General features: G+C 67.1%; 12 protein-coding genes. 6 read left to right on the top strand and 6 right to left on the bottom strand.

Translation table 11 applies throughout. The annotated features are described in order from the left end of the window. Nucleotides 1-4: 4 nt before the first annotated feature. Nucleotides 5-1,201: an NAD(P)/FAD-dependent oxidoreductase gene (locus EIK80_RS17910; protein ID WP_125158383.1), complete on the bottom strand. Its 1,197-nt coding sequence runs from the start codon at nt 1,199-1,201 to the stop codon at nt 5-7. A 204-nt stretch (nt 1,202-1,405) separates the two neighbouring features. Here EIK80_RS17910 and EIK80_RS17905 point away from each other — a divergent pair, with 204 nt between their 5' ends. From EIK80_RS17905 to EIK80_RS17895, 3 genes are all read left to right on the top strand, one after another. Then, the gene (locus EIK80_RS17905) at nt 1,406-2,725 is read left to right on the top strand and encodes an Hsp70 family protein (RefSeq protein ID WP_125158382.1); all 1,320 of its coding nucleotides are present in this window, start codon (nt 1,406-1,408) and stop codon (nt 2,723-2,725) included. A gap of 88 nt (nt 2,726-2,813) precedes the next feature. Beyond that, nucleotides 2,814-4,409, top strand: a complete 1,596-nt coding sequence (locus tag EIK80_RS17900; RefSeq protein ID WP_125158381.1) for an ice nucleation protein — start codon at nt 2,814-2,816, stop codon at nt 4,407-4,409. A gap of 84 nt (nt 4,410-4,493) precedes the next feature. Next, nucleotides 4,494-4,970: a hypothetical protein gene (locus EIK80_RS17895; RefSeq protein ID WP_125158380.1), complete on the top strand. Its 477-nt coding sequence runs from the start codon at nt 4,494-4,496 to the stop codon at nt 4,968-4,970. Here EIK80_RS17895 and EIK80_RS17890 read toward each other — a convergent pair. Beyond that, a complete protein-coding gene (locus EIK80_RS17890) occupies nt 4,967-5,866 on the bottom strand; it encodes a LysR family transcriptional regulator (RefSeq protein ID WP_125158379.1) in 900 nt (299 codons plus the stop codon). The two genes, EIK80_RS17895 and EIK80_RS17890, sit on opposite strands and share 4 nt — an antisense overlap. A 142-nt stretch (nt 5,867-6,008) precedes the next feature. On the opposite strand from EIK80_RS17890, the gene EIK80_RS17885 reads away from it, so the two are divergent. Beyond that, entirely contained in the window at nt 6,009-6,707 is a 699-nt protein-coding gene (locus EIK80_RS17885) for a pirin family protein (protein WP_125158378.1), read from the top strand. A gap of 91 nt (nt 6,708-6,798) precedes the next feature. Beyond that, entirely contained in the window at nt 6,799-7,398 is a 600-nt protein-coding gene (gene wrbA / locus EIK80_RS17880) for an NAD(P)H:quinone oxidoreductase (RefSeq protein WP_125158377.1), read from the top strand. 113 nt (nt 7,399-7,511) lie between these two features. On the opposite strand, the gene EIK80_RS17875 is transcribed toward wrbA, so the two are convergent. From EIK80_RS17875 to ppdK, 3 genes are all read right to left on the bottom strand, one after another. Continuing rightward, entirely contained in the window at nt 7,512-8,426 is a 915-nt protein-coding gene (locus EIK80_RS17875) for a DUF4861 family protein (RefSeq protein WP_125158376.1), read from the bottom strand. 11 nt (nt 8,427-8,437) lie between these two features. After that, complete coding sequence (locus tag EIK80_RS17870; RefSeq protein ID WP_125158375.1) at nt 8,438-8,896, bottom strand: heme-binding protein; 459 nt, start codon at nt 8,894-8,896, stop codon at nt 8,438-8,440. A 185-nt stretch (nt 8,897-9,081) separates the two neighbouring features. Beyond that, nucleotides 9,082-11,769 carry a pyruvate, phosphate dikinase gene (gene ppdK, locus EIK80_RS17865; RefSeq protein WP_125158374.1) on the bottom strand — a complete coding sequence of 896 codons (2,688 nt, stop codon included), beginning with the start codon at nt 11,767-11,769 and terminating at the stop codon, nt 9,082-9,084. A gap of 311 nt (nt 11,770-12,080) precedes the next feature. Between ppdK and EIK80_RS17860 the strand changes: the two genes are divergently transcribed. Beyond that, a complete protein-coding gene (locus tag EIK80_RS17860) occupies nt 12,081-12,626 on the top strand; it encodes a GNAT family N-acetyltransferase (protein ID WP_233586874.1) in 546 nt (181 codons plus the stop codon). 360 nt (nt 12,627-12,986) lie between these two features. Here EIK80_RS17860 and EIK80_RS17855 read toward each other — a convergent pair whose 3' ends face one another. Continuing rightward, nucleotides 12,987-13,688: a hypothetical protein gene (locus EIK80_RS17855; RefSeq protein ID WP_125158373.1), complete on the bottom strand. Its 702-nt coding sequence runs from the start codon at nt 13,686-13,688 to the stop codon at nt 12,987-12,989. Nucleotides 13,689-13,783: the final 95 nt, after the last annotated feature.

Genomic DNA, 13,783 nt, shown 5'->3' with positions numbered 1-13,783 from the left:
TTTCTTATGCGGCCTGCCCCGCCGACCAGCCGGACGCCCAGGCCCACTGGAAGTTATAGCCGCCCAGCCAGCCGGTGACGTCGACCACTTCGCCGATGAAATAGAGCCCCGGGACGGCCTTGGCCTCCAGAGTGCGCGAATCCAGGGCGTCTGTATCGACCCCGCCCAGCGTCACTTCCGCCGTGCGATAGCCTTCCGAGCCGACGGGCTTGAAGGTCCAGGCGTTGACCGCCGCGGCCAACCGGCCCAACACCTTGTCGGAACAGTCGGCGATGTTTCCCCCCCTTTTGCTTTCAGGCGCGCCCTCCTCGTCGTCGGCGATCAACTGCGCCACGCGCTTGGGCAGCAGGGTCGAGAGCACGGTGGCGACCGCCTGGCGGGGAGTCGCCGTGCGGGCCGCCTTCAGCGCCGCCAGCGCGTCGACGCCCGGCGCCATGTCGACCCGGATCTCGTCGCCCTCGCGCCAGTAGGACGAGATCTGCAGGATCGAGGGGCCCGACAGGCCCCGGTGGGTGAACAACATCCCCTCGCGGAACCTGGTCTTGCCGTGAGCGACCACGGCGTCCAGCGCCACACCCGACAGCGGGGTCAGCCTCGCCAGCATGCCGGCCTCGAAGGTCAGGGGGACCAACGCCGGGCGCGTCTCGACGATGTTCAGTCCGAACTGCCTGGCGATGTCGTAGCCCAGGCCCGTGGCGCCCATCTTCGGGATCGACTTGCCGCCGCTAGCGACGACAAGCGACGCGCAGCGCACCTTGCCGGAAGACAATTCAACCTCGAAGCCGGTCTCGGTCTTGGCCACGTCCTGGACGCTCGTTTCCAGCCGCAGCTTGACGCCGGCGGCCTTCATCTCGGTCAGCAGCATGTCGATGATCTGCTTGGCCGAGCCGTCGCAGAACAGCTGCCCCAAGGTTTTCTCGTGGTAGGCGATGCCATGCCGCTCGACGAGCGCGATGAAGTCCCTGGGCCGATACCGGCGCAGGGCCGACAGGGCGAACTTCGGGTTGGCCGACAGGAAATTGTGGATCGACGCGCCGGTGTTGGTGAAGTTGCAGCGGCCGCCGCCGCTGATGCGGATCTTCTCGCCCGGGGCCTTGGCGTGATCCACGACCAGCACCGAGCGCCCGCGTTTGCCCGCCTCGATGGCGCACATCATGCCGGCCGCGCCCGCGCCGATCACCAGGACGTCGAAGTTTTCCAAGGTCTTCCCACGATTTGCTCGCGCTCGTTCGACCGGACGCGCGCCAGGAAGTCAATCAGCGGGCGTCGCGATAACCCGACCGCGCGCGCCGATACGTGGGCGCCGACCGCGAATGAGCGCTCAAAGGCGGCCAGATCGCTTGACCTTCTCACGGGAGGCGCTACGACGCACGCCCCTCCCCGTTCCAGCAGATCGAGCCATCCCATGACGGCGACCGCGCCGACCATTGGCGTCGACTTCGGCACCACCAACACCGTCGTCTCGCTAACGCGCGGCGACGATCACGCGCACCTGGTCCGCTTCTCGATCGACAACCGCGACCTGTTCGCCTTCCGATCGGCGCTGAGCTTTCACAGCGTGCAGGGTCAGAACGGCGCGGTGAACGAGCGCGTGGTCGAGGCCGGGCCGTGGGCCATCGAATCCTATCTGGAAGATCCGCTGGAGACCCGGTTCATCCAGTCGTTCAAGACCTTCGCCGCCTCGAGGGCCTTCACCGAGACGCGGATCCTCAACAAGCGCTACCAGTTCGAGGACCTGCTGGCCGCCTTCCTGCTGCGCCTGCAGGAGCACGCGGCGGGCCAGTTGGACGCCTTGCCCCCGCGCGTCATCGTCGGCCGCCCCGTGACCTTCGCCGGCTCCTCGCCGGACGAGACCCTGGCCCTGACCCGATACGAGGAAGCGTTCAAGCGCCTGGGCTTCACCGACATCCGATACGCCTACGAGCCCGTCGGCGCGGCGTTCTTCTTCGCCCGCCAGCTGAAGCAGGACGCCACCGTGCTGGTGGCCGACTTCGGCGGCGGCACGAGCGACTTCTCGCTGGTCCGCTTCGAGCGTGACGTCGACGGCACGCTGCGCTCGACGCCGCTGTCGCGCTCGGGCGTCGGCATCGCCGGCGACGCCTTCGACTACAGGATCATCGACCAACTGGTCTCGCCCGAGTTGGGCAAGGGCTCGGACTACCGCTCGTTCTCGAACAGCCTGCCGATCCCGCAGCGCTACTACGCCGCCTTCGCCCGCTGGGATCAGCTGGCCCTGCTGCGCGCCTCCAAGGACATGCGCGACATCCGCGCCCTCGAGCGCACGGCCGTGGAACCCGAGAAGATCGCCGCCCTGATCGAGGTGCTGGACGGCAACCACGGCTACGCCCTCTACAAGTCGGTCTCGGCGCTGAAGGAGGCGCTGTCGGCCCGGACGGAGGCGATGTTCCACTTCGCCGCCGGCTCGGTCGAGATCGAGAAGCCCGTCGCGCGAACGGAGTTCGAAAGCTGGATCGCCCCGGAACTGGCGGCCATCGAGACCGCCGTCGGCGAGGCGCTTGAGCGCGCCGACCTGACCGAAGCCGGCGTCGACCGGGTCTTCCTCACCGGCGGCAGCTCGTTCGTGCCGGCCGTCCGCGAAATCTTCCTACGCCGCTTCGGGGCCGAGAAGATCGAAAGCGGCGGCGAATTCGAGTCGATCGCCTCGGGCCTGGCCTTGATCGGCCGCGAGAACGATCTCGACCTCTGGACCATGCGCGCGGAGTAGGCCTTCTCGCCGCATGGTCGCATTGGGCCATTTCGCATAGGGTTAACGCGAACGATTCGCGTCGCGACCTTGTAGGGCAACGAGTCCAGTGCCGATTTCGTACCTCTCCGCCGCTCAGATCGCCGCGCTGTCGGCGTCGACGATCACCAACCTGTCGACCACCAAGCTGGAGACCCTGGCCAGCACCCAGGTCGCCGCGCTCTCGAGCACCGCGCTTGGCAGCCTGTCCGCGAGCCAGGTCTCGGCCCTGTCGAACACCGCCGTGAAAGGCCTCACGGCCACCCAGATCCCGGCCTTCGCCCCGAACGTGATCTTCGACGCCGAGCAGTTGGCGGCGTTCAGCGGCGGGCAATTGAACGCCCTGACCTCGACCCAGCTGGCCAAGCTGGACACCGAGCGGCTGGAAAAGCTGAGCGCGGCCCAGATCGGAGCGCTGGACGCCACCCACTTCACGGCCTTGGATGGCACGCAGATCACGGCGCTGAGCGCCACCCAGGTCAAGAGCCTGACGGCCACGCAGATCGGCGCCATGAGTCTGGAGGATCTGGGGGAGATGTGGCCCGATCAGCTGCAGGCGCTGTCGCCGACCCAGCTGTCGGCCCTGCCCGCCACCCTGATCCCGGCCCTGGACGACCTGCAGTTCGCCGCCCTGTCGAGCACCCAATTTAAAGGCCTGACGGCCACCCAGGTCGGATCGCTGTCGCTGGACCAACTGACAGAGCTCGATACGGATTTCAACGTCTTCTCGGCGGCGCAGCTGGGCGGACTGACCAGCACTCAGACCGCCGGGTTGTCCGACACCCAGTTCAAGGCCCTTACCCCGACCCAGCTGGCGGGCCTGTCCAGCAGCGGCTTCGCGGGGTTGTCGGCCACCAAGGTCGCCGCCCTCACCGCTTCCCAGATCGGCGGCCTCACGGCGGCCCAGGTCCGGACGCTGAGCGTCACCGACTTCACCAAGCTGACCCCGACCCAGGTGGCGGGCTTCACGGCGGGCCAGCTGTCGGCGCTGTCCACCGACAACTTCAACGCCCTGTCGGCCAGCCAGATCGCGGCCCTGACCTCGACCCAGCTGGCCGGTCTGGCCGCCACCCAGATCGCCGGTTTGACCGCCACCGACTTCGCCGAGCTTTCCGCGACGCAGTTCCAGAGCCTGAGTTCCAGCCAGTTCGGCGGGCTCTCGGTCGAGAACCTGTCGGGCCTGGATGCGACCGCCTTCCAGTCGATCAGCACGACGCAGATCACCGGCCTGACGGCGACCCAGCTGGCCGGGTTGACGACAACCGACATGGCCGAGTTCTCCACCACCCAGGTGCGCGCTCTGAGCGGCGCTCAATTGGGCGCGATCTCGATCACCGACCTGTCGGCCCTGTCGGCCACACAGGTCACAGCCCTGACGACCAGCGCGCTAAGGGGCCTGTCGCCCTATCAGATGCGTAGCTTCTCGCACGCCGAGTTCAGCCAGCTCACCCCGACGCAGGTCCAGTCGCTGAGCTCCACCCAGATCGGCGCGTTGGGGACGTCCGTGATCGCGGAACTGACGACGACCCAGGTCGGCTACCTGCTGCCGGCCCAGATCCCGGGCCTGACCCTGGCCCAGCTGGACTGGCTGTCGTCGACCAACCTGGCGGCCATGACCCCGCTTCAGGTCGGGGCCCTGACCCCGACCCAGGTCGCCAGTCTCTAGGCCGGAAGGCCGATAGGCGAGAAAGCTTCTAGACGACGCGCGCCCCCCCGGGCGTCTGATGGCCGAACGCTCAGGAGGCGCCGCATGATCCGAACCACTCTCGTCACCGCCGGCCTGTTGATGGCGTCTCCGGCCCTCGCCCAGACCGATCCGCTGGGCGCGATGGGCCTTTGGAAGATCGATCTGGCGGCCTCGCGCTTCAACGAGGCCCTGACTGGCCCCGCCCCGGTGAGCGCCGAGGTCGACGTCACCAAGGATGACGGCAAGAGCCTGGCCTGGACCCTGATCGAGGAAGACGAGAGCGGCCTGGCCGCTATCCAGTTCGCCGACGCGCCGCTGGACGGCACACCGACCAAGGCCGTGGTCAACACCCAGATCGTGATGATCAGCGTCCGCCGCGACGGCCAGAGCGGCGTCACCGCCGTGACCCACAACAAAACCGGCCGCAAGCAGTCGATGAGGGTTTGGCTCGTCGACGCCAACACGCTGAAGGTCGAGCAGGATGTCGACGGCCAGCCCGGCCCGCCGGACCAGAGCCTGACGTTCAAGCGCGTCCGCTAGCTTTTGCCTGAAAGCGCCTTGCCCAGATAGTTGGCCAGGGCGTCGACCCGCGCCGGACGCGGGCCGCCCGGCGGCATGACCAGATGCAGGGCGATCGGGGCGGCGGTCCAGTCGACCAGGATCTCCTCCAGCCGGCCATCAGCCACAGCCGGACCGACGATGAAGTCCGGCAGGACAGCCACGCCGACGCCGGCGATCAGCGACGGAACGAGCACGTCGCCGTTATTCGCGCGGACTACGGACTTGGGCCGCACCGAGGCCTCTTCGCCGCCGCGCTGGAAGCGCCAGGTCTCGGGGGCGGCCTGGTGGCCGTAGGTCAGGCCGCGATGCTCGGCCAGGCCGGCCGGGTGGCCTGGCCGTCCGTGTTTTTCCCAATAGGCCGGCGCGGCGACGACCTGGCGCTTCACGCCCCGCAGGCGACGGGCGATAAGCGAGCTGTCCGGCAGGGACGCGACGCGCAGCGCCAGGTCGAAACCCATGCCGACCAGGTCGACCGTGGCGTCCGATAGATGGAGGTCGACCGAGACGTCTGGGTAGGCTTCGAAGAACCCCGGCAGCACGGGCCCCAGGGTGGTGATGCCCAGCGACATGGGCACCGCCATCCGCACGGTGCCGCGCGGGGCCGAAGACTGGCTGGAAGCCTCTTCCTCGGCGGCCTGCGCCTCGGCCAGCACGCGGGTGGCGCGCTCGACCAGGGACTGACCGGCGTCGGTCAAGGCCAGGCGGCGCGAGGTGCGGTTGAAGAGCCGCGCGCCCAGCCGTTCCTCCAGCCGGGTGACGGCCTTGGAGACCGTGGCCTTGGACATGGCCAACTCCTCAGCGGCGGCGGCGAACGAGCGCAGCTCCACCACCTTGGCGAACACGGCGAGGCCTTCGAGATCGGGTAGCTTGGACATGTCTGAAGCCTAGTTTCGGAAACAATGAGTTTCAACAGTTTCCATTTCGGATCCCGGGCGATCCCTTATCTTCTCCTCAACAAGACGCGCCGACGCGGCGCACCAGAGGGCCAAGGCCCAGAGGGAAAGAAAGGTTAGAGCCATGATCGACCGCAGACCGTTCGACAAGCTTGGCGGCGCCAACCACGGTTGGCTGAACGCCAAGCACCACTTCTCGTTCGCCAGCTACTACGATCCCAGCAACATGAACTGGGGCGCTCTGAGGGTCTGGAACGACGACGAGATCGCCCCGAACACCGGCTTCCCGCCGCACCCCCACAGCGACATGGAGATCATCACCTACGTCCGCGACGGCGCGATCACCCACCAGGACAGCCTGGGCAACAAGGGTCGCACCGAAGCCGGCGACGTCCAGGTGATGAGCGCGGGCACGGGCATCCGTCACTCGGAGTACAACCTCGAGCCGGAGACGACCCGGATCTTCCAGATCTGGATCGAACCCAAGACCTTCGGCGCGGCGCCGTCGTGGGGCGCCAAGCCGTTCCCAAAGGGTGACCGCTCGGGCAAGTTCGTGACCCTGGCCTCGGGCTTCGCCGATGACGCCGACGCTCTGCCGATCCGCACCGACGCCCGCGTTCTGGGCGCGACGCTGAAGGCGGGCGAAAGCACCACCTACGCCCTGGGCAAGGACCGCAGCGGCTACCTGGTCCCGGCCGTCGGGGTCGTGGAAGTCAACGGCGTCAAGCTGAACGCCCGCGACGGCGCCGGCATCAAGGACGAAGACGTCATCACCGTCACCGCCCTGGAAGACGCCGAACTCGTCCTGGTCGACGCGGCCTAAGCGCGACCATTCCGTTCTAGAAAATGGCGCGAGGAAACTGAAAACCTCGCGCCGACTTTCCTCACCAACAACCCGTTCAAGGAAGCCCCAAATGGCCAAGGTTCTCGTTCTCTACTACTCCTCGTACGGCCACATCGAGACCATGGCCAAGGCCGTGGCCGAAGGCGCCCGTGAGGCCGGCGCGACCGTCGACATCAAGCGCGTGCCAGAAACCGCCCCGCCTGAAGTCGCCAAGAACGCCCACTTCAAGCTCGATCAGGACGCTCCGGTGGCCTCCATCGCCGATCTGGCCGACTACGACGCGATCATCGTCGGCACGGGCACCCGCTTCGGCCGCATGAGTTCGCAGATGGCGGCTTTCCTCGACCAGGCCGGCGGCCTGTGGGCCCGCGGCGCCCTGCACGGCAAGGTCGGCGGCGCTTTCACCTCGACGGCGACGCAACACGGCGGTCAGGAGACCACACTGTTCTCGATCATCACCAACCTGCTGCACTTCGGCATGGTGATCGTGGGCATGGACTACGGTCACGCCGGCCAGATGACCCTGGATGAGGTCACCGGCGGCAGCCCCTACGGCGCCACCACCATCGCCGGCGGCGACGGTTCGCGTCAGCCCAGCGAAAACGAACTGACCGGCGCTCGCTACCAAGGCCGCAAAATCGCCGAGACCGCTCTGAAACTGCACGGCTGATCCTCTCCCCAAGGGATCCAAAAGCCGCAGCCGCCGTCCGCGCCCCCTCCCCCAAGGCGGACGGCCAACGACCGTCCCGAGGCTCCCCACCTCGGGACGGTTTTCGTTTTGGCCTAGTGGTTTGGATCGAAGTCCGCCTTCGCGGCGGTCACATACGCGTCCCACTCGGCCGGCGTATGGAAGTCCAGGCCCTTATCCCAGGCCGCGCCCATGTAGTAGACGAACGGCTTGCCTGGCTCGACCTTGATCAGAACCAGATAGTTGTCGAAGTCCTGGCGCACCTCGACGACCGATTTGGGGTCGACCATCAGGGCGATGGCCATCGAGCCCTTTTCAGGGTCCGCCGGCTCCCAGAACGTCACCCGGCCCGGCGCTAGGTCTTTCCTGAACACGCCCGAGCCGCTGGCGCGCTTGCGTTTGCTGATGCCGATGCCGACCACCAGCGGGCCAGGCTTGTCGGAGCTGATGGTCGAGACCATGCGCGTGAAATTTGTCCCTAGCGGCAGAGTGAAGGTCCGCGTCTCCCAGACCTTGCGGTCCACATCGACCGGCCAGGGCGCGTAGTCGACGCTGAACCTGGCCACGTCCGGGCCGTTCTGGATCATCTTCCAGCTGGACCAGTTGCGCGAGGTCCACAGCTTGTTGTCCCGCCAGACGCCCAGACCGCCCGCGCCTCGGCCGGTGCCGACGTCGTAGAAATCGAGACCCTCGCCGTGGCTGGCGTGCTGATCTCCGGTTTTCAGCTGGCGGTCCATATAGGGCCAGCGCACGCTCTTGCCCCAGGCGTCGATGCCAGAGGTCGAGGGCGGCTCGGCCTTCTCCAGGTCGCGGCTGTAGATCCGGTGCGCCGTGCGGTCGTTCTCCCAGAGGATGTCGTTGAAGCGGTACGGAGCCAGCACGACCGCGGCGCGCGGCTTCTGGCCCTCCGCGTCGGGCTTCTCCAGCGGCTTGGCCGGAGCGTGCTCCTGGGCGTGAACCGTGCTCACGGACACGGCCAGAACGGCGGCGAGGATCAGGCGCTTCTTCATCTCGGACGCTCTCAATGGAACTGCGGGAACTTGGCCAGGGCCGCGCGGGCGCACTGGTCGGCGACCTCGTGGGTGGTGTCGGCTATCGCCAGGCCGCCGACGACCGTGGTCCCGACGTGCAGCGGCAGCGAACCGGCGTGAGGGTTCAGGTGGTCGGGGTCGGCGGCGATCCTGGCGGCGAAGTCCGGATCGGCCTTTTCACGGAGCTCCATGACGCTGCCGGGCTGGTCGAAGACCACGGCGGCGTTGGCCTTGCGCGGCGCGGCGATCGGCGGCTTGGGACTCTGCTCGTCGCGCAGCACGACCAACGTATCGCCTTTCGCGTCGACCACGGCGGCGGAGACGTGCGCGCCCTTCGCGGCGCAGGCGTCGACCGCGGCCTTGGCCAGGTCGATGGCGGTTGAAAGCGTGAGAGGGCCGGGTTCGGGCGCGGTCGCCATACCGGCGGCTAGAGCCAGGATCGCCAACATCGTGCTTCCTCCCAGAAGTCTCGCTTCCGGATATAGCGCTCAGCGAAAATTGGTCTAGCCAAAATATCGGATTGGATAGTCCATACGCGCCGCGGAAGGGCCATGTATTCCCAGCCCGTCTCCCGAACAAAAAAGGGCCCGGCGCTATCCAGCGCCGAGCCCCCTTTTGATCACACCCCGAGACGTTATTTTTTGTTGGCCAGAGCCGCCTGAGCCGCCGCCAGGCGCGCGATCGGCACGCGGTAGGGCGAGCACGATACATAGTCCAGGCCGACCGTCTCGCAGAAGGCGATCGAGGCCGGGTCACCACCGTGCTCCCCACAGATGCCCAGCTTGACGTCGGGACGGGCCGCGCGGCCGCGCTCGGCGGCGATGCGGATCAGGTCGCCCACGCCTTCCTGGTCGAGGCTGACAAAGGGGTCCTTCTCGAAGATGCCCTTGTCGATATAGGCGCCCAGGAACTTGCCGGCGTCGTCGCGGCTGATGCCGAACGTCGTCTGGGTCAGGTCGTTGGTGCCGAAGCTGAAGAACTCGGCGTTCGCGGCCAGGTCACCAGCCCGCAGAGCGGCGCGGGGCAGCTCGATCATGGTGCCGACCGTATACTTCAGGTCGATACCCTGCTCTTCCAGCACCGCCTTGGCGACACGGTCGGTCAGGTCGCGCAGGTACTTCATCTCCTCGCCCTTGGCGACCAGCGGGTGCATGATCTCGGGAACGGGCGCGGCCTTGCCCGACTTGGCGATCTCGCAGGCCGCCTCGATGATGGCCCGGACCTGCATCTCGTAGATCTCGGGATACGAGACGCCCAGGCGGCAGCCGCGGTGGCCCAGCATCGGGTTGGTCTCGTGCAGCTCCTTGGCGCGCCGCATCAGCTTGGCGGCGTCTAGGCCCGTGGCCGCGGCCACGGCTTCCACGTCTTCCTCGGTGTGCGGCAGGAACTCGTGCAGCGGCGGATCCAAGAGACGGATCGTGACCGGCAGGCCTTCCATGATCGTGAACAACTCGACGAAGTCGGCCTTCTGGAACGGTGCGATCTTGGCCAGGGCCGCGCGGCGGCCCTTTTCATCGTCGGCCAGGATCATCTCGCGCACGGCGGCGATCCGGGTGTCGTCGAAGAACATGTGCTCGGTGCGGCAGAGACCGATGCCCTCCGCGCCGAACTGGCGAGCGGTCTTGGCGTCCAGCGGCGTTTCGGCGTTGGCGCGCACCTTCAGGCGACGGACCTGATCGGCCCAGCCCATCAGGGTGGCGAAGTCGCCGGTCAGCTCGGGTTCGATCATCTTGGGCGCGCCGGCCAGGATTTCGCCGGTCGAGCCGTCGATGGTGATCACTTCGCCGACCTTGAACTCGCGACCACGGGCCCGGAACAGGCCTTCCTTGGGGAAGATCGACACGTCGCCGGCGCCGGAGACGCAGGGACGGCCCATGCCGCGCGCCACGACGGCGGCGTGGCTGGTCATGCCGCCCCGGGCCGTGATGATGCCGCGCGCGGCGTGCATGCCATGGATGTCTTCCGGCGACGTCTCCTCGCGCACCAGGATGACGCTCTCGCCGGCGGCGGCGGCCTTTTCGGCCGCGTCACTGTCGAACACCACCTTGCCGGTCGCCGCGCCGGGCGAGGCCGGCAGGCCGGTGGTGATCACGTCGCGGTGAGCGGTCGGATCGATGGTCGGATGCAGCAACTGGTCCAGCGAGGCCGGTTCGACGCGGCCCACGGCCTCTTCCTTGCTGATCACGCCCTCGGCGGCCATGTCGACCGCCGTCTTCAGCGCGGCCTTGGCGGTGCGCTTGCCGTTGCGGGTCTGCAGCATGTAGAGCACGCCGCGCTCGACGGTGAACTCGATGTCCTGCATGTCGCGATAGTGACGCTCCAGCGTCTCCACCACCGACTTGAACTGGGCGAACACCTCCGGCATCGCCTCTTCCATCGACGGCGCGACGTCGCCCATCTCCTCGCGCGCGGCCTTGGTCAGGGACTGCGGGGTGCGGATGCCCGCGACCACGTCCTCGCCCTGGGCGTTGATCAGGAACTCGCCGTAGAGGCGGTTGTCGCCGTTCGACGGATTGCGGGTGAAGGCCACGCCCGTCGCCGAGGTGTCGCCCATGTTGCCGAACACCATCGACTGGATGTTCACGGCCGTGCCCCAGCTCTCGGGGATGTCGTGCATGCGGCGATAGAACTTGGCGCGGTCGTTCATCCAGCTGGCGAACACGGCGCCGACGGCGCCCCACAGCTGCTCCTGAGCGTCCTGCGGAAAGGGCTTGCCCAGGTGATCCTGAACGGCGGCCTTGTAGTCCTTGATGACCTGGGCCCAGTCCTCGGCGGTGAGGCCGGTGTCGACGTTGACGTCCAGGCGCTCCTTGTGATCGTCCAGGATCTCCTCGAACATGTGGTGCTCGAGGTTGAGCACGACGTTCGAGTACATCTGGATAAAGCGGCGATAGCTGTCATAGGCGAAGCGGCGGTCGCCCGACAGCTTGGCCAGGCCCTCGACGGTTTCGTCGTTGAGGCCCAGGTTCAGCACCGTGTCCATCATGCCCGGCATCGAGGCTCGCGCGCCCGAGCGCACCGAGACCAGCAGCGGGTTGGCGACGTCGCCAAACTTTTTGCCGGTCAGTTCCTCGACCCTGGCCAGGCCGGCGGCGACCTGCTCGGTCAGCTCGGCCGGATACTGCTTGCCGTTGGAATAGTAGTGGACGCAGGCTTCGGTGGTGATCGTGAAGCCCGGCGGCACCGGCAGGCCCAGAGACGACATCTCAGCGAGATTGGCGCCCTTTCCCCCAAGCAGGTTCTTCATCGAGGCGTCGCCATCCGCGCCGCCTCCGCCGAATGCATAAACCCAACGGGCCTTGGTCAATGTCTCAACCGGCATATGTTCTCACCCTGCGATCAGTGAAGAAGGCCGCGCCCCTCTTTAGGGGGTCGTCTCACCCTGGAACAGCGCTGCTTAATCGTGATCCCGCAGTGCAATATCCGGGCGTCTCAGTAGCACCTAGGCCAAGAACGCGTCCACTGGCGCTTCGCGTTCCATGGGCTCACAAGAGAATTCGGTAAATAATTCTAATGACAACGTTGTCCGTCCGGACGAGTTGGCGAGGTTTCGAGCAATTGCGCCGCGAATCCGCGACTTGAACAGAAACCGGACGAACGCGGCGGCTTGTCTTCAACGCACGGAACGTTTCCATGACGTGCATGGAACCACACATCGTCCGACTCGGCGCGTCCCGAAATGAGGCGGACGCCCTCGCCGACCTCCACACGCGCAGCCGCCAGATCGCCTATCGCGGCCTCTATGGCGACGCCTATCTCGACCATGCGCTGTTCGACGCCTCGCGAGCTGTCTGGCGGGCTCGGTTCGAGACCTTCGATCCGGCGACCGACCTGATCCTCGCGGCCATGGAGGGCGGCGAGCCGGTCGGTCTGGCCTACGCCTCGTTCCGACTGAACCCGGCCTTGGGCGCCCTGCTCGACAATCTGCACGTCGCGCCCGAGCGCAAGGGCCATGGCCTGGGCTCAGCCCTGCTGGCCGAGGTGGCGCGATGGTTGATCGAGGACCACGCCGGCGCGCCGCTGCACCTGGAGGTCTATGCCCCCAACCAAGCCGCGCTCGGATTCTACCTCCGCAAGGGCGGCGTGGAGACCACGCGCTATCGCGAGACCGCGCCCGGCGGCCGGGAGGTCGATGTCGTGCGCTGTCGCTGGGCCAAGCCTGGGGATCTGCTGGACTAGCGCTCGAGTTCGGTCGCCATGGCCGAAGCCAGGGCGCTCAGTTGATCGGGCGCGACCCGATCGGTCTTCAGCTTGTAGAGCCGCGCAGATAGGCCTGGTCGGAGGCCGTCATGCGCTTGGGTCCGCCCGGTTCCGCGAACAGGTTCAGGATCGAGGCCTGATCGGGCTGGGTGGCGTCGGGGCGGATACCGCCGCATTACCGCCCTCGAACTTCAACCGATGTCGGCCGCCGCTCGTGCAGCCGCGAGCGGGCACAGGTATAGACCTCCTTGCCCGCGCCAGCCATGGTCGGGCATAGGTTCGTCCTGCGCCGCCGCGGGAACAGCGAAGGCGACCAGCAGAGCCCGCATACGTCCGCGACTAGCGCGCGCGATAGACGGCGCGGAGATAAGCGCGGTCGGCGTCGGTCATGGCCTGGGGCGCTGCGCCCTTGGCGTTATCAAAGAGGTTGATGATCGAGTGGTCCGGCGCCGCGCGGGTTTGAACATCGGCCAGCGAGACCATGCTCACATAGTCGGCCAGCGCCGAGATCTTCACATCGGCGGCCTTGCTGGCGTCGACCACGACCAGGGCGTTGTAGGGCCGCGCATCCCGCGTCTTCATGCCCGGCGTTGCACTGCCGTGCATCCAGCGGACCGGCTGGGTGCTAGCCTTGAACTGCTGGGCCTTTCGGTTCGAGACGCCACTGTAGTTGAACCGTTTGGTGCGGGAGGCCTCACTCAACAGTTGCTCCGGGTCGGCGGTGAATAGCACGACCACGTTGGGCTCGCAGGCTTGGTGCGCATATTCCGCACCGACCTCCTTGGCGACCTGGCGCAGCCGTGAAGCGACGTAGGCGTTCACCTCCGCCGAAGCGCCTCGGACCAGCGGACACACCCCCTCGCGCGCGCCGCCCGTCGGGCCGCTCCGGATCCGCGCCATGTCGACGTAGGCGCTAGACTCTCGCCGCGCATCGCCCACCATCGTGCCATCGGCGACACCTGGAAACTGCTGCGCGGACACCGCCGACGCAGTCGCCACCAGCAAAGCCACCACGCCCATCCCGAGAAGCCCTTGTCGCATCGCGCATCCTCCTAAGATGCACGAAGGACAACACAACCTCTGACTGAGAGCAAGTTTATTGCGCAGCTGAAACGTAAGCGGCGGGCGACCGCCTC

Source organism: Caulobacter sp. 602-1 (assembly GCF_003931565.1).
Taxonomy (GTDB): Bacteria; Pseudomonadota; Alphaproteobacteria; order Caulobacterales; family Caulobacteraceae; genus Caulobacter.
This window is presented reverse-complemented; position numbering and strand designations above follow the sequence as displayed.